This window comes from uncultured Desulfovibrio sp., from assembly GCF_944324505.1.
GTDB lineage: Bacteria > Desulfobacterota > Desulfovibrionia > Desulfovibrionales > Desulfovibrionaceae > Desulfovibrio.
This window is the reverse complement of the sequence record NZ_CALUWO010000002.1, coordinates 163,204-182,155: the sequence shown is the minus strand read 5'-3', so window position 1 is coordinate 182,155 and position 18,952 is coordinate 163,204. Positions and strand designations below refer to the sequence as shown.

Below are 18,952 nucleotides of genomic sequence, written 5' to 3'. Positions count from 1 at the left end.
AGCGTGAAAAAGGGGTTTTTTCCGGGACTGCGGACCGGGGGGCGTCAGGCCCTGACGGGGCTGCTTTGTGCGGGACTGCTCTGGGTGGGGCAGGCGCCGGTTTTTGCCGCCGACAAGGTCCCGGATGCGCCGGCAGCGGCGCCGCAGGCCACCGCAGAACAGGCTGCGGAACAGTCCGCAGAACGGGCCGCAGAACGGGCCGCCGAGGATGCCCGCACGGCTGCCGCACTCCGGCAGGTGCAGCAGGCGCTGGATGCCGGCAAGTATGAGCAGGCCGTGTCCCTGCTTGGTCCCCTGGCCGAGAAGGAGGGCAATGGCGAGGCCCTGTATGTGCTGGGAACGCTGACCATGCAGGGTAAGGGGGTGAAGCGCAGTCCGCAGCGCGGTGCCGCCCTGCTCAGAAAGGCGGCCGAAAAGGGCGAGCTGCGGGCACAGAATGCCTTGGCCACGGCCTATTGCACGGGAAACGGCGTGCGCCGCAATTTTCGGGAGGCTGCCCGCTGGTATCGCAAGGCGGCAGAGCAGGGCCTGGCCGAGGCGCAGTTCTCGCTGGGCTATCTCTATGCCAACGGACGCGGCGTGCCCAAGCGCGAGGACATGGCCATCGACTGGTACAGCCGCGCCGCCAATCAGGGGCTGGCCGATGCCCAGTATTCGCTGGGCTGGACCTATATGAACGCCAAGGGATCCAATCAGAGCGACACCAAGGCCGCTCACTGGTTTGAGCGGGCTGCCCAGCAGGACCACAAGAAGGCCATGAACAATCTGGCCTACATGTACGCCGAGGGGCGCGGCTTTGCACAGGACAATGCCAAGGCCATCCAGTGGTATACCCGCGCCGCCGAGGCGGGCTATGCCGAAGCGCAGTACAATCTGGGCTTCATGTACGAACAGGGGCGCGGCGTGGCCCAGGACTATGCCAGAGCCGTGGAATGGTACCTCAAGGCGGCCGAAGCGGGCGAACCGGCGGCCCAGTACAGCCTGGGCCTCATGTATGACCAGGGCACGGGCGTGCAGCGCAACCTCAGCGAGGCGCAGCGCTGGTATGAACTGGCGGCCAAAAACGGCGATCCCGATGCCCGCGCGCATCTGCGCGCCCAGGAGCGCAGCGCGCCCTCCCGCAAGAAAAAATAGGCTCCGTGCCCCTGTGCCCGCAGCCGGGACGGGGGAAAATCACCTTGTGTTCCGCAAAACTTTCTGATACGGTCTCTCACTCCCGGAAAACGGGGAAATTTTGTTTGGAGGCATGGCTGATGGCTGACAAGGAAACCGGGCACGACAATGAAATGAATTTCGAGAGTGCCCTCGAAAACTACCTCAACTCCGACTTTGGCGACCTGGAAGAAGGCTCCATTGTCAAGGGCGAAATCGTCCGCGTTGATGACGACAATGTGCTGGTGGATGTGAACTTCAAGTCCGAAGGGCAGATCCCGGCCAGCGAGTTCCGCGATTCCGCGGGCAACATGACCGTCAAGGTGGGCGATACGGTGGATGTCTACGTGGTTCGCAAGAACGAAGGCGAAGGCACCATCACGCTCTCTTTTGAACGAGCCAAGCGCATGCAGGTCTTCGACAAGCTGGAAGACGTGCAGGAGAACAATCAGGTCATCAAGGGCCATATCGTGCGCCGTATCAAGGGCGGCTACACGGTGGATATCGGTGGTGTGGAAGCCTTCCTGCCTGGCTCCCATGTGGACCTGCGCCCCGTGCCGGACATGGACGCGCTGGTCAATCAGGAATTTGAATTCCGCGTGCTCAAGATCAACCGCCGCCGCAGCAACGTCATCGTGTCCCGCCGCGTGCTGCTGGAAGAAGAACGCGATTCCAAGCGCCAGGATCTGCTCCGCACGCTGGAAGAAGGCCAGATCGTGCACGGCAAGGCCAAGAATATCACCGAATACGGGGTGTTCGTGGACCTCGGCGGCCTCGACGGCCTGCTGCACATCACGGATATGAGCTGGAAGCGCATCCGCCATCCCAAGGAAATGATCACCATGGGGCAGGACCTGACCCTCAAGGTGCTTTCCTTCGACCGCGAAAACAACAAGGTCTCCCTGGGCCTCAAGCAGCTGGTGCCCGATCCGTGGCAGGACATCTCCGCCCGCTTCCCCGAAGGCACCAAGCATGTGGGCAAGGTCACCAATCTGGTGGACTACGGGACCTTTGTGGAACTGGAACCCGGCGTGGAAGGCCTGGTGCACATCTCCGAAATGTCCTGGACCCGCAAGCTGCGTCATCCTTCCCAGATGGTGCACACCGGTGACGAAGTGGAAGTGGTCATCCTGGGCGTGGATGGCGAAAAGAAGCGCATCAGCCTCGGCATGAAGCAGGTTCGTCCCAATCCCTGGGAACTGGTGGCGGAAAAGTACCCCGAAGGCACCATTCTTGAGGGCGTCATCAAGAACATCACCGAATTCGGCATGTTCATCGGCATTGAAGACGGCATCGACGGCCTCATTCACGTGTCCGACATCAGCTGGACCAAGAAGGTGCGCCATCCCAACGAACTGTACAAGGTGGGCGACACCGTGCAGGCCAAGGTGCTCACCGTGGACCAGGAAAACGAAAAGTTCACCCTGGGCATCAAGCAGCTGGTGGATGATCCGTGGGGCCATGTGCCCAGCACCTACCCCGTGGGCTGCACCGTCAAGGGCGTGATCACCAATATCACCGACTTTGGCCTGTTTGTGGAAGTGGAAGAAGGCATCGAAGGCCTGGTGCATGTGTCCGAACTTTCCGGCAAGAAGGTCAAGACCCCTGCCGAAATGTACAAGGAAGGCCAGGAAATCGAAGCCAAGGTCATCCATGTGAGCGCCGAGGAACGCCGTCTGGGTCTGTCCATCAAGCAGATCAAGGACGAGGAAGAGCGCCGCAAGCCCAAGGAATTCCATGCCGGTCCCCAGGAAACCGGCCAGAGCCTGGGCGATCTGCTCAAGGCCGCTGCCCGCGAAAACAGCGAAAACTAGTTCGCACACCCATGACCATCAGGGGGGGAGCTTCGGCTTCCCCCCTTTTTTTATGCCCGCGTCAGGGTGCAGCCGCTTCTGCCCGGAACCGGCACGGGAACAGGCGCAGGAACAGGAGCGCGGCAGGCCGCCCGCCAGCGCCTGGCGCGGAAGCGGCCTGTCCGGACAGCGGTGGCATCAGGCGTCCCCGTCCCCTAGGCGTCCCGCAGGCAGTTTTCAGGCGTCGTTGTCCGCCGGATTGCGGGTGCGGTCCTCTTCGGGGGGCGTGTCCTGTGCCCGTGCCGCCGGCGGCCCGGGCGGAATGATCTGTCCGGCGGCGGGCAGGGCATGCGGCGGGCGCTCCGTGGCCAGGATGGCCATGCCGGCCACCAGCAGGCCAAGGCCCGCCAGCTGCACGGCGGAGAGCCGCTCATGCAGAAGAAAAATCCCCCAGCAGGCAGCGGCCAGCGGCTCGGCAAGGGCCAGTGTGGCCGCGGTGGCGGCGCGGGTCAGGCGCAGACCGGCCGTGGTCAGGCTGAAGGCCAGGGCTGCCGTCACCGTGCCGAGGTAGAGGGCGGTTGCCGTTCCGGCAGGGCTGACCAGCCAGTACAGGGGAGAGGCAGGCAGGACAGGCAGCAGGGCCAGACCGCTCAGTCCTGTGAGCACCAGCATGATGCTGTCCGGGGCATACTGCCGGCCCAGCGGCCGGGTGCAGACAAAATAGAGGGCATAGCCCGTGCCGGCGGCCAGGGGCAGCAGCAGACTGGTCCAGGGTACCGTGCCGTCAGCGCCGCTCAGGCAGCACAAACCGGCCAGGGACAGGAGTGTGGCGGCATACCAGCGCGGGCCGGGCCGTTCGCCCAGCAGCAGCCAGGCCAGAACGGCGGCCGCAAGCGGAGAAAAGCCGATGGAGGCCACGGTGCCCACGGCAACCCCGGTGAGCTGGACCCCGCGAAAAAAGCAGAGCTGGAAAAGCACCAGCCCGCCCGCAGCCGGCAGCAGCCAGCGCAGGGGCCAGTGATGCAGCTGCTGCGGCAGGCGTTTGCGCAGCAGGCACCAGACCAGCAGGGCCAGAAAGGCCACCTGCATGCGCAGGGCGCCGATGACGTAGGGCGTGGCGCCTTCCGGGGCCAGCGCCTGGGCGGTGCCGGACGTGCTGAAGCAGAGGGCGCCCAGCAGAACAAGGCAGGCGCCGCGGCCCGGAGCGGGCGCAGCGGGGGAGGGGGGCGTGTGCGACATGGGAGCCTCCGTTTCCCCAGCATGACAAATTTTGCACAAGATGCCAATTGCAGGTAACGGCACAAAAAAGGGCCGGTTCCCTTTCGGAAACCGGCCCTGCTCTCGGCAAGGATCAGGCGTGCGGGCTAGCGGTTGCGCCGGGGCCGGATGCGGGCGTAGACCAGCAGGCAGGAGGCGCAGAGCAGCGCCATGGCAAAGTACATGCCGCCATAGCCGGTGAAGGGCTGCAGAATGCCCAGCACGGCGGGACCAAAGCCCACGGCAATGTCCAGAAAGACAAAGTAGGTGGAATTGGCCAGGCCCACGTGTTCCGGCGGCGTGGCCTGCACGGCGATGGTCAGGCCGCAGGACTGGATGACGCCGATGCCTGCGCCGATGAGGCCGCCCGACACCAGCATCATGGTGCCGTTGCTGCAGAAGCTCAGGGTCAGCACGCCCAGGGCCAGGCAGGCGATGGACGGAAACATGACGAAGTCCGGGCCGCGCCGGTCAAAGAGCTTGCCGGCTTCCGGCCGGGAAAAGAGCATGGCCGCCGAATAGACCACAAAGAAGAAGCTGGCCGTTTCCGTCAGGTCCAGCTCTCTGGCATAGGGCGGCAGGAAGGTCATGATGCTGGAATAGGCAATGTAGACGAGGAAACCCAGGCAGCTGATGGGCAGGGCGCAGGGTTCAAGAAAATTGCGCCACAGGGGCCTTATGAAGACGACGCCCACGGCGCTGGGCGTGCCGCGCCAGAGTTCGTGAGAAACCATGGCCAGGGCCAGACTCACCACCATGAAGGCAATGCAGAGCCAGAACTGGATGGAAAAGCTGCCCGTCTGCATGAGGCTGACGCCGATGAAGGGACCGACAGCCGTGGACAGGGCATAGCTCAGCATATAGTAGCCCAGGCCCTCGCCGCGGTGCGCCTCCGGCACCATGCGCGAGACCATGGTGCTCAGGGAGGTGGAGGCCATGCCGTAGGCCGCGCCGTGCAGCAGGCGTACTCCCAGCAGCACGATCATGGACTGGGCCAGAAAATAGGTGCAGCTCAGGATCAGGTTGCTGCCGAGACCCAGCAGGCAGAGGGCGCGATGCCCGTAGCGCTCGATGAAGGCCCCGGTGAAGAGGCGGGCTATCAGAGCGCCCACCATGAACATGCCGCTGGCGGCGCCGGCCATGGCGGGCGAGGCCTGAAAGGTGCTCATGGAGTAGTCTGCCATGACGACGAAGAGCATGAAATAGTTGATCATCAGAAAGAAGTTGGCCAGTGTGATGACAATGAAGTCCTTGGTCCAGAGGCGTTCGTCGCTCATAGAGTCTCCTTGTGCACCGGAATGCGAGGGGGGGGGAATACGTGGATGCGTGCCCCCCTTGTAGGCTTATGTGCGGGGGCATGGCAAGTCTGTTTCCGGCCCCCTGCCGGGCAGGGAGATTCAGGGAACGTTGTTTTGTGACTGTGCTCACAGATCAAGACCCGTAAATATGCGTAAGCTGTTAGCACAAATCGTTTACGCAGGAGGAATCATCATGTTCTGCAATCAGTGTGAACAAACTGCCAGAGGCAGGGGCTGTACCGTGCTGGGCGTCTGCGGCAAGAATGAAGCCGTGGCGGCACAGCAGGACAGGCTTGTGGCTGCGCTGCGCCGTCTTGCTGCCGTGGCGCTGGCTGCCCGCGCATGCGGCATGGTGGACGAACAGGTGGATGATTTTGCGTTCAAGGCCCTGTTTGCCACGCTGACCAATGTGAATTTTGATCCTGCCGATCTTGTGGCGCTGGAAGAGGCCTGCCGCACGCAGGCAGCCGGTCTGGCCGCGAAGGCGGGACTGCCTGCCCCCGAAAGCGGAGCAGACGCCTTCATTGCCGGTCTGCCCGTGGCGACGGACAGCCTGTCCCCCAACGAGGACGTGCGCTCGGCCATGCAGCTGCTGCTGTACGGCCTCAAGGGCGTGGCGGCCTATGCCGACCATGCGGCCGTGCTGGGACGGCGTGATCCGGCGGTGGCGGCCTTTCTGTATACCGGCCTGGTGGCGGGAACGCCCCTGAGCCAGACGACCTATGATCTGGACGGCTGGCTGGAACTGCTCATGGAATGCGGCCGGACCAACCTGCGGGCCATGGAGCTGCTGGAAGACGGCAATACCGGCACCTTTGGTCATCCCGTGCCCACGCCGGTTTCCCTGGGACAGCGCAAGGGGCCGGCCATTCTGGTGTCGGGCCATGATCTGCCGGACCTCATGGCCCTGCTGGAGCAGACCCGCGACACAGGCATCCAGGTCTATACCCACGGGGAAATGCTGCCCGCTCACGGCTATCCCGCGCTGCATGCCTTCCCGCATCTGGCCGGGCACTACGGCACGGCCTGGCAGAATCAGCAGAAGGAGCTGCCGCATTTCCCCGGCGCGGTGCTCTTTACCACCAACTGCATTCAGGAGCCGCGCGGCTATGCGGACCGGGTGTTCACGTCCGGCAATGTGGGCTGGCCCGGCTGCGTGCACTGCCAGGACCGCAACTTTGCCCCGGTCATCCAGAAGGCCCTGGAACTGCCCGGCTTCCCCGAGGACGTGCCCGGCGGCACCGTGCTGACGGGCTTTGGCCGCCAGACGCTGCTTGGTGCGGCTCCCGCCCTGCTGGACGCCGTGGGCAAGGGTGCCGTGCGTCACATCTTCCTGGTGGGGGGCTGCGACGGCGCCCGGCCCGGACGGAATTACTATACGGAGCTGGTGGAAAAGATTCCGGCCGACTGCCTGGTGCTTACCCTGGCCTGCGGCAAGTTCCGCTTCTTTGACAAGGACCTGGGCCGCATCGGCGACCTGCCCCGCCTGCTGGATGTGGGCCAGTGCAATGATGCCTACGCGGCGGTGCGCACGGCCCTGGCACTGGCCGAGGCCCTGCACTGCGGCGTCAATGATCTGCCGCTGTCCCTCATTCTCTCCTGGTACGAACAGAAGGCCGTGAGCATCCTGCTGACCCTGCTGGCCCTGGGCGTGAAGAATATCCGCCTTGGCCCCAGCCTGCCGGCCTTTGTGTCGCCCAATCTGCTCCAGATTCTGGTGGAGCGCTGGGGCATCCGGCCCATTGCCACGCCGGATGCGGATCTGAAGGATATCCTGGGCTGAGTGCCCGCCGGTGACATGCGCGGGGCGGCCGGACCGCCCCGCAAAGGAAGGTGCCATGATCCGCAATGACAATGGTCCCGAGCAGCGCCTGCGCACGGCATTGCAGGGGCGCGCGCTGGCCGGGGTGCTGGATGACAGAGACTGGCGGGAGCTGGCTGCCCGCATGCGCGTGGCGGACTTTGCGCCCGGCGAGATTCTGTTTCATGAAGGCGGCCCCTGCGAGGCCCTGCCCCTGGTGCTGTCCGGCGAGGTCAAGCTGGTCAAGGCCGGACCGGAAGGCCGGGAACATGTGCTGCATCTGACCCGGCCGGGGGCCTTTTGTGATGTGGGGGCACTTTTCTATTCGGGGGGCCTGCCCTGCACGGCCGAGGCCGTGACCACCGGTCGCGCCCTGTGGCTGGACAAAAAGACGCTCCAGGACAGCGTGACGCGCAATCCGGCGCTGGCGGGCTATCTGCTGCGCGTGCTGGCGCACCGGCAGCGCCTGTTCATCAACAAGGTGGCCGGTTCGCAGGGCGTCATTTCCGTGGCGCGGCGCGTGGCGGGCTGGCTTCTGCACCGCAGCAGAATGGAAAAGAGCGACAGCATTGCCCTGTCGGGCACCAGGGAACTCTGGGCGCGTCTGCTGGGCGTGAGCCGGGAAAGCCTGAGCCGTGAACTCAATGCCCTGGCCCGGGCCGGCGTCATCCGTCTGGAACGGCGGCGCGTGGAGCTGCTGCGCCGGGATATTCTGGAGAAGAACGCCCATGAATAGCCCGGTGACGCCGGCGGGGCTGCTGCATCCGCCCTATGCCCGCTGTGCCGACGGCCGGGATATTTCCCGCCCCGTGCAGGTGGACCTGCGGCACTGGCGGGAACAGGCCTGTGTGGTCTCCTCGTCCGTGACGGGCAATACCTGGCGCGTGGGCGAAGCCCTGGCAGGCGGCATTCTGCCGCATGTGGCGCCGGCGGCGGCACAGGCACTAGCCGGACGCCGGGTGCTGGCCCTGGGTTTCTGGGTGCGGCGGGGCCTTCCCGATGAGGAAAGCCGCCGCTTCTGGCAGCAGCTGCGCGGCAGACAGGTCTTCCTTTTCGGCACGCTGGGGGCCTGGCCCGACTCCCCGCATGCGCAGCGCTGCCTGGAGCAGGCACGGGAACTGCTGGCAGAAGGGGGCAATCATCTTCTGGGCGAGTTTCTGTGCCAGGGAAGGGTGCGCCCCCGGCAGGACATGCCGGGCAGGGGGCATCCCATGACAGAGGCGCGTGCGGCCCGCCTGGCAGAGGCCGCACATCATCCCGATGAGCGGGACTGCGAGCTGGCCCGCACCTGCTGGCTGGCCGCACTGGACAGTTTGACGGCGCGGAACCCCGTTCCGGCGCCCGGTGAGTGGAGATGTGGAAATGCAGGCGAAATTGCGTACGGACGCTGCCTTTTATGATGACGTTTTTGCCAAGCTGGAAACCCTGTACGTATCCTTTTCCGGCGAGGAATATCCCTATGTGCTGCCCCTCAATGCCGTCTGGCTGGACGGGCACCTCTATGCCCACACCGGCCTCAAGGGGCACAAGCTGGACTGTCTGGCCCGTGATGCCCGGGTGGGCTTTGCCGGCGCGGTGGATGTGACCATCGCCCGCGAGCACAGCACGGCCTATTTCCGCAGCATCAGCGGACACGGCCGCATGTCGCTGGTGACGGATGATGCGGAAAAGATACGGGTGCTGGACGCCATGAGCGATCATTATCAGGCGCGCTGTCCCCGCCCCACGCCCCCGGCCGCGCTGCGCCGGGTCAATGTGCTGCGCATTGACATCGAGGAAATGTGCGGCAAGGACCGCCTCCCCGACTAGACGTTCGCGAGCTTCCGGCAGACGTGCGGGTCTGCCGGTGAGTCTGGCCCCGGTGTGCCCCTTGGCGGCCCGCCGGGGCTTTCCGCAGCTGTGTCCGGCGCAGAAAAATCCCTTGCATTTGTCCGGCTCCGCAGCTATTCTGATTCCGTTCCGGCTGGGGGAGCCTACTGTATGGCTGAGAAAGGGTGAGAGCGCCCTGACCCCTAGGGCGCGCGGATGCGCGCTCCTGTACCTGAAGCAGATAGTGCTGACGAAGGGAAGCTGGCGACCCGTGTTTCGGGTCTGTGCACTGCCCGCTTCTTCTGAACGCGGGTTTTTTTTGTGCGTGACGGGCAAGACCGTCGGGAGGCCGTATGCAGCTGACAGTCAATGGACAAGATGGAGACTATGCCGACAACATGAGCGTGGCCGACCTGCTGCATGAGCGTGGCCACGATGCTGCCGTTGTGGTGGTGGAGCGCAACGGGGAAATTGTCCCCGCGGCGGATTTCGCCACCACGCGCCTGTGTGCCGGAGATGTGCTGGAACTGGTGCAGTTCGTGGGCGGCGGCTAGCCGACGCACTGCCGTATGGTCTCGGGAGGCGCTGCTCCCTTACGGGGCAGCGGCGGGACGGCTGCCATGCCGCAGAAGGCAGCGGTCTGCTTCGGTACGTTCTGCAGCGGCGTGAGCCGGCATGCAGTGTGTGACAGAGGGAGAAGTACAGTGGAAGACAAGCTCGTTATCGGCGGCGTGGAACTGAAGAGCCGCCTGTTTATCGGTACGGGAAAATACAGCGCTGACAAGCTCATTCCCGGCGTCTGCGAGGCCAGCGGAGCGGAAGTGATCACCGTGGCCATGCGGCGCGTGGAAAAGGGGCAGCAGGGCATTGTGGCCCATATTCCCCAGAGCATGCGCCTTCTGCCCAATACTTCCGGCGCCCGCACTGCGGAAGAGGCCGTGCGCCTGGCCCGTCTGGCCCGCGCCGCCGGCTGTGGCGACTGGATCAAGATTGAAGTGATTTCCGATGTGCGCCACCTGCTGCCCGACGGCTACGAAACCGCCAGAGCCACCGAAATGCTGGTCAAGGAAGGCTTTACCGTTCTGCCCTACATCAATCCCGATCTGTATGTGGCCCGGGCCTGCGCCAATGCCGGGGCCGCCGCCATCATGCCCCTGGGGGCGCCCATCGGCACCAATCGCGGCCTGCGCACCAGGGAAATGATCGGCATCCTCATCGAGGAAATGGACCTGCCCATTGTGGTGGATGCGGGCATCGGCCGTCCTTCCCAGGCCTGCGAGGCCATGGAAATGGGGGCCGCCGCCTGCCTGGTGAATACGGCCATTGCCTCTTCCGCCGATCCGGTGCGCATGGCGCTGGCCTTCCGGGCCGCTGTGGAAGCCGGCCACAATGCCTGGCTGGCCGGTGCCGGGGTGGTCAAGGCGCCGGGTGAAGCTGCCGAAGCCTCGTCGCCGCTTACCGGTTTTCTGCGTTAGTGAGGAGGATGGTCATGGAAAATTTTCAGCAGTTTCTGGAAAAATGGCCGCGTGAACGCCGGGCGGAGCTGGCCGCCAATGCCACCGAGGAACAGGTGCTGGCCGCCCTGCGCAAGGACAGCCTGCAACCCGCCGACTTCATGGCCCTGCTGTCGCCCGCCGCGGCGCCGCATCTGGAAGACATGGCCCAGCGCGCCCATGAACTGACCCTGCGCTACTTTGGCCGCGCCGTGAACCTGTTCACGCCGCTCTATATTTCCGATGTCTGCACCAATCAGTGCCGCTACTGCGGCTTCAATGCCAATAATACGCAGCCCCGCCGGCATCTGACCCTGGACGAGGTGGAAGAAGAGGGGCGCGCCATCGCCAAGATGGGCCTGCAGCATGTGCTGGTGCTCACCGGCGAGGCACCCAAGCTCTCCTCGCCGGAATACATCGCCGGGGCGGCCCGCCGCCTCAAGCCCATGTTTGCCTCTGTGGGTGTGGAAGTCTACTCCCTTACCGAAGAGCAGTACCGCCTGCTGGTGGACGCGGGCGTGGACGGCATGACCATGTTTCAGGAAACCTACAATCCTGAACTCTATGCCTGGCTGCATCCCGCCGGCCCCAAGAAGGACTACGGCTTCCGCCTCAATGCGCCGGAACGCGCGGCCCGCGCGGGCATGCGCTCGCTGGGCGTGGGCGCGCTGCTGGGTCTGGACGAATTTGTGCAGGATGCCTTCTGCACCGGCCTGCATGCCTGGTGGCTCATCCGCAACTATCCCGGCGTGGACGTGGGGGTTTCCATCCCGCGCATCTGCTCGCACGAAGGCAGCTTTGACATTCCCCATGCGGTCAATGACCGGCAGTTCGTGCAGTATGTGACTGCCGTGCGCTGCTTCCTGCCGCGGGCGGGCATCACCTGTTCCAGCCGCGAAAGCGCCTTCATGCGCAACCACCTGGTGCCCCTGGGGGTGACCCGCGTTTCCGCCGGGGTGTCCACGGCCGTGGGCGGGCATGCCGGCGAGGCGGACAATTCCGGCCAGTTCGACATTACCGACCACCGCAGCGTGGAACAGATGACCGATGCCCTGGCCAGCATCGGCTATCAGGCCGTGATCAAGGACTGGGAACACCCGGTGGCCTGCGTCTAGCCGTGGCCGCTCGCGTGCCCGGCACGCTTGTTTTCTGACACTCCTTATGCATGGCCCCGGCGCTGTCCTTCTGGCGTCGGGGTCATCTTCTGTTTTCCGGGAGTCTGCCTGTGAGTCATGCTATGCTGTTGCGGCGCGGTCTGACGCGCTATCTTTCCCCGGAGCAGCTGGAACGTCTGCGTAGCGTGCGCGTGGGCGTGGCCGGTGCGGGGGGGCTGGGGTCCAATGCGGCGCTCATGCTGGCCCGCAGCGGGGTGGAGCATTTTCTGCTGCTGGATCATGATGTGGTGGAGGCTTCCAACCTCAACCGCCAGCAGTACTGGCCGCGCCATGTGGGCCGCCCCAAGGTGGACTGCCTGGCCGAACTGCTGCACGAACTCAATCCCGCCGTGCAGACGGATTGCCGTCAGCTCCGCCTGGGGCCGGACAATCTGCCCGATCTGCTGCCCCTGTGCCCCGTGTGGCTGGAAGCCCTGGACGGCGCGGCGGACAAGCGCCTGCTGGTGGAACAGGCCATGCTCGGGGAGCGCTGGGTGGCCAGCGCCTCGGGCATGGGCGGCTACAACGGGGCGCCCATGCAGAAGCGTGCCCTGGGCCGGCTCATGCTGGTGGGGGATTTTACCACCGATATTTTGCAGGCGCCGCCGCTGGCGCCGCGCGTTACCGAGGCGGCTGCCCTGCTGGCTGATGCGGCCCTGACCATTATTCTGGACAGGGACTGGCAGACCGCCTGACGGTACGTGCCCTTTGCGCAAGGAGAACCCATGGCTGATGACGACACCCTGTGCCCGGACGAAGCGGCCGGGCCGCTGGAGGAACTGACGGCGGAGCAGACCTTCCGCTTTTCCTGCCATCCCGGCATATCCTGCTTCAATCGCTGCTGCCATGATCTGGCCCTGCCCCTGACGCCCTATGATGTCATGCGCCTGTGCGCGCATCTGGGCATGGACGGCGAGACCTTTCTGGAGCGCTATGCCGCGGTGCGCACCTTTCCCGAAACGGGCTTTCCGCTGCCGTTTCTCCTCATGGATGACGTGGAGGGTGCGCCCTGTCCCTTTGTGGGGCCGGAGGGCTGCACCGTCTATGCCGACAGGCCCGGCGCCTGCCGCAGCTATCCGCTGGGGCGGGGAACGCGGATGGGCCGTGACGGTATTGAGGAACGGCACTATCTGGTCCGCGAGGCGCACTGCCGCGGCTTTGCGGCCGGTCCGCTCTGGACGCCGCCCAACTGGCAGAAAAGTCAGGGACTGGAAACCTACAATGCCTTCAATGACCGCTACATGCGGCTCATGACCATGGTGCAGGCGTCGGGGCGCCCGCTGGAGGCCAGCCTGTCCACCCTGGCCCTGCTGTGCCTGTATCAGCTGGAAGCCTTCCGCGGCATCATCAGGGAAAAGAAGCTGCTTGCCCATGTGGAGGTGGATGCCCAGCGCGCCCGTGCCGTGCTGACGGACAGCGCCGCCACCCTGGAATTCGGGCTGGACTGGCTGGAGCTGGTTATCTTCGGGCGTTGTCCGCATCTTGCCCCACGTCGCGGGGACAGCGCGGGCACGTAGGCCGGCGCACACCACAGACGTTTTTTGAAAGGAGGAAGGGAATGCCCCCGTGCTTAAGGGGGCGTTCCCTTCCTCTGTGCGTTTTTTTGGGGGAAAAGACACGTTGCCGCGGGCGTATTGCCCGTCAGCCGGCAGCGGGACGCCGCACGGGCGCAGGATGCTGTGCCCGGATGCCGCCGGGCCACAGCGGTTGCGCGCTTCTCTCCCGGAAAGCGGCCGGCGGCGGGCAGCTGCTCTATGGCCCGGACGGCGGCATCGTATGCATGCGTTATGGACGGCATGATCCGGCTGCCTTCCTCAAGGTCGTCGGCGCGCAGGGCCGCCAGCTGCTGTTCCAGCAGCTGGAACAGCTGGTCCATGGCCAGGTTGCCGCATACGCCCTTCATGGTGTGGGCCGCTTCCTCCGCCGTGGGCATGTCCGCGGAGGATATGGCTGTGGCAAGGCGTACATAGGTGGGATCCAGCAAAAACTTTTGCAGCAGCCGTATCATGAATGGCTCATTTTGCATGCAGCGTTCCAGCAGGCTGTCTGCATCAATACCACCACTATTCAGGATTTCTCGGATACGCGTGTTCATCAGAATTACCAAAAATACTACGCGTAGAACACGTAGAGGTCATGTTCTGCGGCAAAGAAGCATTCCAGAAGACGGGGATTGAAGATGCCGCACTGTTTTTCCTTGATCATGCGCAGGGTCTTTTCACGGCTGAAGGGTTTTTTGTAGCAGCGTTCGCTCAGCAGCGCATCGTAGACGTCGGCAAGGGAAACGATTTGCGCCCACAAGCTGATTTCATCCCCCTTCAGTCCGTCGGGATAGCCTCTGCCATCCCAGCGCTCATGATGGTGGCGGGCAATGTCGTAGGCATAGGCAAAGGCCGGGTGCTCATGCAGCTGGGGAATTTTTTGCAGCAGCTCCGCCCCCAGGATGGTATGTCGCTTCATGATTTCGAATTCTTCGGCAGTGAGCGCTCCGGGCTTGTTCAGGATGGAATCGGTAATGGCGATCTTTCCCACATCGTGCATAATGGCGGCAAGGGCAATCTGCTCGATGGTTTCCGCATCCAGGCCCTGCCCGAGGGGGGTGTGCAGCAGCAGATGGCGTGTAATGTGGTGGATGCGCTGCACATGTGCGCCGGATTCTCCGCTGCGAAATTCGATGGCCGTAGCCAGGGCCGCAATGAGACCCCGGTTAAGATGGATGATCTTCTGGGCCTGCCGGTACAGCTCCGCCTGCTGCCGTTACACCTTGCTGCTCAGGGCCTCGCGTGCGCGGAACAGTTCCACCACGGAATTGATTCTGCGCTGCACCACACGGGACATGATGGGCTTGCTGATCACGTCCATGACGCCCAGCTCGTAGGCCGCATTGATGACCGTGTCACTGGCATCGCCGGTGATGAGGAAGACGGGAATCTTCTGGGTCAGTCCGCGGGATGCCATGGCATGCAGCACAGCCATGCCGCTCATTTCCGGCATGACCACATCCAGAAGCAGGGCACAGTATTTCTGCGGTGCCGCAAGCAGGGCCGTCAGTGCTTCCCGGCCATTGGCGGCATGCTCCGTCGTATAGAAGGAAGAAAAGATGAGGTCAAGCAGTTCCCGATTGATGGCATCATCGTCGACAATGAGCATGCGGTTGTCGTCCGCCTTCAGGGCATTCCATTGATTCAGCGATGTTTTGGGTGCGTTATTCATGACGTTTCGTCACTCTTTTGCGGAAGTGGGGCCGTTCCCGTCTGGCAGTCTGCTTCCAGAGCTGGCGTTTGCGGGCGCGGCGCCTGTGCCATGCCCCGATTGCAGGCATCCTCCTGCAGCGTGGCGGGGCAGGCGCGCGCAAGGTTTTTTGGCACGTCCCGTCTTGGTGTAAGGCGGAAAACCCTTCAGAATCCATCCTTGTCCGTGTGTGGAAACCTATATGAATCCTGTCAGGCAATCAAGCCGACACGGAATAATCCTTGCCATATTTCGATGGCCAGACCCCGTGGAGGAAACGCCAATCCCGGAGGAAGAGATGGCCAAAAAGTGTACCTTTTTGTCACGCAATACATAGCATAATGTATATATTAAATCTAAAATTCTTTGCAATGAAAAAAACGGCTCAATGTGTAAAAACGCACCACAACAAAAAGGTACACTTTTTGGGCGGCAAAAGACAGGTGCCATGGCGCGGCACGGCAGAGCCGGGCGCATGCCCCTGCCAGGCGCCCGGCCGCAAGGCCCGTGGGGCTGGTGCGGCGCGGTAATTCAAGAAAAACAGGGCGATGCGATTGGCTGTATCCTTTCCTACGCCATTGAATCTTCAATAGCAAGACGGGGGGATATCTTCTTTCCGGCAGTCTTCCCTGCGGCAAGGCTGTGCCGTGCGGGCGGGAAGGTTTGACAGCCTTGCCGCGCCCGGCGTACACTTTCTGCCGCCCTGTTCCGGCCTGGGAAAAGGCGGAATGCGGGCCAAACCTCACAGGAGACATCGATGATTGATATCGACCGGCAGATGGCCATCATCAAGCGCGGTGCGGCCGAACTGATCGACGAGAAGGAACTGCGCAAGAAGCTGGAGCGCGGTACGCCCCTGCGCGTGAAGGTGGGCTTTGACCCCACGGCCCCGGACCTGCATTTCGGGCATACGGTGGTGATGCACAAGATGCGTCATTTCCAGGAGTTGGGCCATACGGTTATTTTCCTCATCGGCGATTTCACGGGCCGTATCGGCGACCCCACGGGCCGTTCCGAAACGCGCCCCCCGCTCACCGAGGAACAGGTGGTGGCCAATGCCGAAACCTACAAGAAGCAGCTTTTCAAGATTCTTGATCCGGAAAAGACGCTGGTGGAATTCAATTCCCACTGGCTGGGCAAGATGGATGCGGCGGACTTCATCCGCCTGTGTTCCCGCTATACCGTGGCCCGCATGATGGAACGAGACGACTTTGAAAAGCGCTATCGTGAGCAGCGGGCCATCTCCATTCACGAATTTCTCTATCCGCTCTGCCAGGGCTATGACTCCGTGGCCCTCAAGGCCGATGTGGAAATGGGCGGTACGGACCAGAAGTTCAATCTGCTGGTGGGGCGCACCCTTCAGGCCCAGTACGGCATGGAAAGCCAGTGTATTCTGACCGTGCCCCTGCTGGAAGGGCTGGACGGCGTGCGCAAGATGTCCAAGAGCTACGGCAACTATATCGGCATTGACGAGCCGCCGTCGGAAATGTTCGGCAAGGTCATGGCCGTGTCCGATGATCTCATGTGGCGCTACTACGAGCTGCTGTCTTCCAAGACGCTGGAAGAAATCAGCGCCCTGCGGGAAGATGTGGCCCAGGGCCGCGTGCATCCCAAGGCTGCCAAGGAAATGCTGGCCGCCGAAATGGTCAGCCGCTATCACAGCCCCCAGGCCGCCGAAGAGGCCCGCATGGGCTTCAATGCGGTCTTTGCCGGCGGCGGCGTGCCGGATGATGCTCCCACCTACAGCTGCCCCCAGGGTGAAGACAGCACGCCCCCGGCCTTTCTTGAGGCAGCCGGGCTGGTCAAGAGCCGTGGCGAGGCCAAGCGCCTCATCAAGGAAGGCGCCCTGTCCATTGACGGCACGCGCTGTGATGATGCCGTCAGCCCCCTGGGGGCCGGCGAATACGTCATCAAGCTGGGGAAGAAGCGTTTTCTGCGCCTGACCGTGACGGCCTGAGCCGTCTTTGCACACGACGAAAAAAGCCGCCTCGTTCCACAAGGGAAGGGGGCGGCTTTTTCATGCAGAAAGATGCAGACCGTGCCGGGCGGCACGGGCCGCACGTGGCAGGGCAAGCGGCTAAAAGATGTCCAGCAGCATCTTGGCGCCCACGCAGAGCAGCAGAATGGCAAAGCAACGCTTGAGCTTGGGCACGGGCAGGCTGTGGGAAATGCGCACGCCGAGGGGCGCCGTGAGCATGCTGCACGTCACCAGGCAGACCAGGGCCGGCAGATAGACATAGCCCGCCGCATAGGGGGGCAGGTTCTGGGCGGAAAGGCCGGCCAGCATGTAGCCGAAAAAGCCCGACAGGGCAATGGGAAAGCCGATGGCGGCGGATGTGCCCACGGCCCGGTGCATCTCCACATTGTGCCACATGAGATAGGGCACGGAAAGCGTGCCGCCGCCAATGCCCACCAGGCTGGAAATGCCGCCGATGACCAGACCGGCGGCGCTCATGCCCAGGGTGCCGGGCAGCTCCCGGCTGGCCTTGGGCTTTTTGCCCAGAAACATCTGCGACACCACATAGACCAGAAAGACCACAAAGATGATCTGCAGGGCCTGCTTGGGAATGTGGGCGGCCACATGCGAGCCGCAGAAGGTGCCCAGCAGGATGCCGGGGCTGATGCGCAGCATGGCGCGCCAGTCCACGGCGCCGCGCCGGCTGTGGGACAGGGAGCTGGAGATGGAGGTAAAGACAATGCTGCCCAGCGATGTGCCCAGCGCAAGCAGCATGATGTGTTCCGGCGGGAAGTTCAGCCAGCCGAAGGTAAAGACCAGCATGGGCACGATGACGATGCCGCCGCCTACGCCCAGCAGCCCGGCCAGCACCCCGGCACAGGCCCCCAGCACACAGTAGATGATGATGGATACGAGCATGGAAACTCCCTTGTTCCCCGCTGCGCCAGAGCGGGAGTCGAGTCGGCTGCGCGGAAAAGGACAGGCGGCGCAGGACGCCCGCCGTGAGCCGGCGGGCGCGGCTTGGTTCTAGCGAGGGGCGGCGGGGGCGTCAAGGGGATGAAGCGGAACAGTTCTGCGCGCTGATCCCTGTCGGGGCAATGTCCCGGCCGGCAGGACTGTCCGGCCGCGATATCATGCCGGGGCAGCGGGCACATACGCTTGCATCATGGCCGGGAGCAGGCTACAAAAAACCGTTCCAGACTCGCGCTGCCGGAGGAAGATATGCTGCGCAAAATCGTTTCCCTGACGGTGTTCATTTCCTTTCTGCTGCTCATCATCAGCTCCGTCATGCTCTACATTGTTCCCGAAGGGCGTGTAGCCTACTGGGCAGACTGGCACGTGCTCTTTACCAAGGCCCAGTGGGCCGATCTGCACATTACCGGCGGCGCGCTGTTTTTATGCGCGGGGCTGTGGCATACGGTGCTCAACTGGAAGGCCATTGTCGCCTATGCCCGGGGCAGCATGGCCGGGGGACGGCGCAGCCGGGTGGCCCTGACCGCGGCGGTGATCATCTGCGTGGTGGTTTACGAGGGAACCCTGCTGGGCCTGCCGCCCATGAAGCAGCTGGTGGACCTTAATGATGCCGTCAAGGCCTATCAGGCCAGAAAATACGGGGAACCGCCGTTCGGCCATGCGGAAACCAGCACGCTGAAACAGTTCAGTGCTTTTCTGGGCCTGGATTGTGAGCGCCTGCTGCACGCCATGAACGACGCCGGCTTCACGGGCAATCCTGCGCCGGAGAGCATTTTTCGGGATATTGCCGCGGCCAATGGCATGACCCCGCAGGAGCTGTTTGCCTTCATCATGCAGCGCACGGGCGCGGTCATGCCTGCGCGCGGTGGCGGCAGAGGGCAGAAAAACGCGGCGGAGTAGACGCCGGCCTCTCGCGGCAGGTAATGGCAACGCGAGGAGCGCTGTCGGGGCCTGCCCGGCGGGCATCCGCCATGAGCGACAATGGTGCCGGCAGCCGGCCAGACGGCCGTATGTCAGGCAAAGGAAAAGGCAGCT

General features: G+C 63.7%; 19 protein-coding genes. 13 read left to right on the top strand and 6 right to left on the bottom strand.

Features of this window, described 5'->3' with window-relative positions; genetic code table 11:
- Nucleotides 1-3: 3 nt before the first annotated feature.
- Nucleotides 4-1,134 carry a tetratricopeptide repeat protein gene (locus tag Q0J57_RS03475; RefSeq protein ID WP_297217129.1) on the top strand — a complete coding sequence of 377 codons (1,131 nt, stop codon included), beginning with the start codon at nt 4-6 and terminating at the stop codon, nt 1,132-1,134.
- Between the two features lie 119 nt (nt 1,135-1,253).
- Complete coding sequence (locus Q0J57_RS03470; RefSeq protein ID WP_297217127.1) at nt 1,254-2,966, top strand: 30S ribosomal protein S1; 1,713 nt, start codon at nt 1,254-1,256, stop codon at nt 2,964-2,966.
- Nucleotides 2,967-3,182: 216 nt separating this feature from the next.
- Here Q0J57_RS03470 and Q0J57_RS03465 read toward each other — a convergent pair whose 3' ends face one another.
- Complete coding sequence (locus tag Q0J57_RS03465) at nt 3,183-4,184, bottom strand: DMT family transporter (protein ID WP_297217125.1); 1,002 nt, start codon at nt 4,182-4,184, stop codon at nt 3,183-3,185.
- 125 nt (nt 4,185-4,309) lie between these two features.
- Entirely contained in the window at nt 4,310-5,479 is a 1,170-nt protein-coding gene (locus Q0J57_RS03460) for an MFS transporter (protein WP_297217123.1), read from the bottom strand.
- Between the two features lie 214 nt (nt 5,480-5,693).
- On the opposite strand from Q0J57_RS03460, the gene hcp reads away from it, so the two are divergent.
- From hcp to Q0J57_RS03415, 9 genes are all read left to right on the top strand, one after another.
- Nucleotides 5,694-7,283, top strand: coding sequence for a hydroxylamine reductase (gene hcp / locus Q0J57_RS03455; RefSeq protein WP_297217121.1), 1,590 nt, complete (start codon nt 5,694-5,696; stop codon nt 7,281-7,283).
- Between the two features lie 55 nt (nt 7,284-7,338).
- Nucleotides 7,339-8,037, top strand: coding sequence for a Crp/Fnr family transcriptional regulator (locus Q0J57_RS03450; protein ID WP_297217119.1), 699 nt, complete (start codon nt 7,339-7,341; stop codon nt 8,035-8,037).
- Nucleotides 8,030-8,701, top strand: a complete 672-nt coding sequence (locus Q0J57_RS03445; protein ID WP_297217118.1) for a flavodoxin family protein — start codon at nt 8,030-8,032, stop codon at nt 8,699-8,701. Before Q0J57_RS03450 ends, Q0J57_RS03445 begins: the two co-directional genes overlap by 8 nt.
- The gene (locus tag Q0J57_RS03440) at nt 8,664-9,110 is read left to right on the top strand and encodes a pyridoxamine 5'-phosphate oxidase family protein (RefSeq protein WP_297217117.1); all 447 of its coding nucleotides are present in this window, start codon (nt 8,664-8,666) and stop codon (nt 9,108-9,110) included. Before Q0J57_RS03445 ends, Q0J57_RS03440 begins: the two co-directional genes overlap by 38 nt.
- 353 nt (nt 9,111-9,463) lie before the next feature.
- Nucleotides 9,464-9,664 carry a sulfur carrier protein ThiS gene (thiS, locus tag Q0J57_RS03435; RefSeq protein WP_297217116.1) on the top strand — a complete coding sequence of 67 codons (201 nt, stop codon included), beginning with the start codon at nt 9,464-9,466 and terminating at the stop codon, nt 9,662-9,664.
- Between the two features lie 150 nt (nt 9,665-9,814).
- Nucleotides 9,815-10,585 (top strand): thiazole synthase, encoded by a 771-nt coding sequence (locus Q0J57_RS03430; RefSeq protein WP_297217114.1) that lies wholly within the window; start codon nt 9,815-9,817, stop codon nt 10,583-10,585.
- 14 nt (nt 10,586-10,599) lie between these two features.
- Nucleotides 10,600-11,718, top strand: a complete 1,119-nt coding sequence (gene thiH / locus Q0J57_RS03425) for a 2-iminoacetate synthase ThiH (protein ID WP_297217112.1) — start codon at nt 10,600-10,602, stop codon at nt 11,716-11,718.
- A gap of 122 nt (nt 11,719-11,840) precedes the next feature.
- Nucleotides 11,841-12,452 carry a sulfur carrier protein ThiS adenylyltransferase ThiF gene (gene thiF / locus Q0J57_RS03420; RefSeq protein WP_297217428.1) on the top strand — a complete coding sequence of 204 codons (612 nt, stop codon included), beginning with the start codon at nt 11,841-11,843 and terminating at the stop codon, nt 12,450-12,452.
- Between the two features lie 30 nt (nt 12,453-12,482).
- The gene (locus tag Q0J57_RS03415) at nt 12,483-13,274 is read left to right on the top strand and encodes a YkgJ family cysteine cluster protein (protein WP_297217111.1); all 792 of its coding nucleotides are present in this window, start codon (nt 12,483-12,485) and stop codon (nt 13,272-13,274) included.
- A gap of 53 nt (nt 13,275-13,327) precedes the next feature.
- Here Q0J57_RS03415 and Q0J57_RS10150 read toward each other — a convergent pair whose 3' ends face one another.
- The 3 genes from Q0J57_RS10150 to Q0J57_RS03400 form a co-directional block, all read right to left on the bottom strand.
- Entirely contained in the window at nt 13,328-13,660 is a 333-nt protein-coding gene (locus tag Q0J57_RS10150; protein ID WP_363315454.1) for a hypothetical protein, read from the bottom strand.
- A 209-nt stretch (nt 13,661-13,869) separates the two neighbouring features.
- On the bottom strand, nt 13,870-14,400 hold the full coding sequence (locus tag Q0J57_RS03405; RefSeq protein ID WP_297217108.1) for an HD-GYP domain-containing protein: 531 nt from the start codon (nt 14,398-14,400) through the stop codon (nt 13,870-13,872).
- 114 nt (nt 14,401-14,514) lie between these two features.
- Nucleotides 14,515-14,970: a response regulator gene (locus tag Q0J57_RS03400; protein WP_297217107.1), complete on the bottom strand. Its 456-nt coding sequence runs from the start codon at nt 14,968-14,970 to the stop codon at nt 14,515-14,517.
- 775 nt (nt 14,971-15,745) lie between these two features.
- Here Q0J57_RS03400 and tyrS point away from each other — a divergent pair.
- Entirely contained in the window at nt 15,746-16,945 is a 1,200-nt protein-coding gene (gene tyrS, locus Q0J57_RS03395; RefSeq protein ID WP_297217106.1) for a tyrosine--tRNA ligase, read from the top strand.
- Nucleotides 16,946-17,065: 120 nt separating this feature from the next.
- Here the strand turns inward: tyrS and Q0J57_RS03390 are convergent, their stop codons facing one another.
- Entirely contained in the window at nt 17,066-17,863 is a 798-nt protein-coding gene (locus tag Q0J57_RS03390) for a sulfite exporter TauE/SafE family protein (RefSeq protein ID WP_297217105.1), read from the bottom strand.
- Between the two features lie 303 nt (nt 17,864-18,166).
- Here Q0J57_RS03390 and Q0J57_RS03385 point away from each other — a divergent pair, with 303 nt between their 5' ends.
- Nucleotides 18,167-18,817 carry a DUF4405 domain-containing protein gene (locus tag Q0J57_RS03385; protein ID WP_297217103.1) on the top strand — a complete coding sequence of 217 codons (651 nt, stop codon included), beginning with the start codon at nt 18,167-18,169 and terminating at the stop codon, nt 18,815-18,817.
- The last annotated feature ends 135 nt before the right edge of the window (nt 18,818-18,952 follow it).

What these genes read in the sequence shown, in the direction of transcription:
- Q0J57_RS03470 (WP_297217127.1), top strand. Translation starts at nt 1,254, where the DNA reads ATGGCTGACAAGGAAACCGGGCACGACAATGAAATGAATTTCGAGAGT.
- Q0J57_RS03465 (WP_297217125.1), bottom strand. Translation starts at nt 4,184, where the DNA reads ATGTCGCACACGCCCCCCTCCCCCGCTGCGCCCGCTCCGGGCCGCGGC.
- Q0J57_RS03460 (WP_297217123.1), bottom strand. Translation starts at nt 5,479, where the DNA reads ATGAGCGACGAACGCCTCTGGACCAAGGACTTCATTGTCATCACACTG.
- hcp (WP_297217121.1), top strand. Translation starts at nt 5,694, where the DNA reads ATGTTCTGCAATCAGTGTGAACAAACTGCCAGAGGCAGGGGCTGTACC.
- Q0J57_RS03450 (WP_297217119.1), top strand. Translation starts at nt 7,339, where the DNA reads ATGATCCGCAATGACAATGGTCCCGAGCAGCGCCTGCGCACGGCATTG.
- Q0J57_RS03445 (WP_297217118.1), top strand. Translation starts at nt 8,030, where the DNA reads ATGAATAGCCCGGTGACGCCGGCGGGGCTGCTGCATCCGCCCTATGCC.
- Q0J57_RS03440 (WP_297217117.1), top strand. Translation starts at nt 8,664, where the DNA reads ATGCAGGCGAAATTGCGTACGGACGCTGCCTTTTATGATGACGTTTTT.
- thiS (WP_297217116.1), top strand. Translation starts at nt 9,464, where the DNA reads ATGCAGCTGACAGTCAATGGACAAGATGGAGACTATGCCGACAACATG.
- thiH (WP_297217112.1), top strand. Translation starts at nt 10,600, where the DNA reads ATGGAAAATTTTCAGCAGTTTCTGGAAAAATGGCCGCGTGAACGCCGG.
- thiF (WP_297217428.1), top strand. Translation starts at nt 11,841, where the DNA reads ATGCTGTTGCGGCGCGGTCTGACGCGCTATCTTTCCCCGGAGCAGCTG.
- Q0J57_RS03415 (WP_297217111.1), top strand. Translation starts at nt 12,483, where the DNA reads ATGGCTGATGACGACACCCTGTGCCCGGACGAAGCGGCCGGGCCGCTG.
- Q0J57_RS10150 (WP_363315454.1), bottom strand. Translation starts at nt 13,660, where the DNA reads ATGAAGGGCGTATGCGGCAACCTGGCCATGGACCAGCTGTTCCAGCTG.
- Q0J57_RS03400 (WP_297217107.1), bottom strand. Translation starts at nt 14,970, where the DNA reads ATGAATAACGCACCCAAAACATCGCTGAATCAATGGAATGCCCTGAAG.
- tyrS (WP_297217106.1), top strand. Translation starts at nt 15,746, where the DNA reads ATGATTGATATCGACCGGCAGATGGCCATCATCAAGCGCGGTGCGGCC.
- Q0J57_RS03390 (WP_297217105.1), bottom strand. Translation starts at nt 17,863, where the DNA reads ATGCTCGTATCCATCATCATCTACTGTGTGCTGGGGGCCTGTGCCGGG.
- Q0J57_RS03385 (WP_297217103.1), top strand. Translation starts at nt 18,167, where the DNA reads ATGCTGCGCAAAATCGTTTCCCTGACGGTGTTCATTTCCTTTCTGCTG.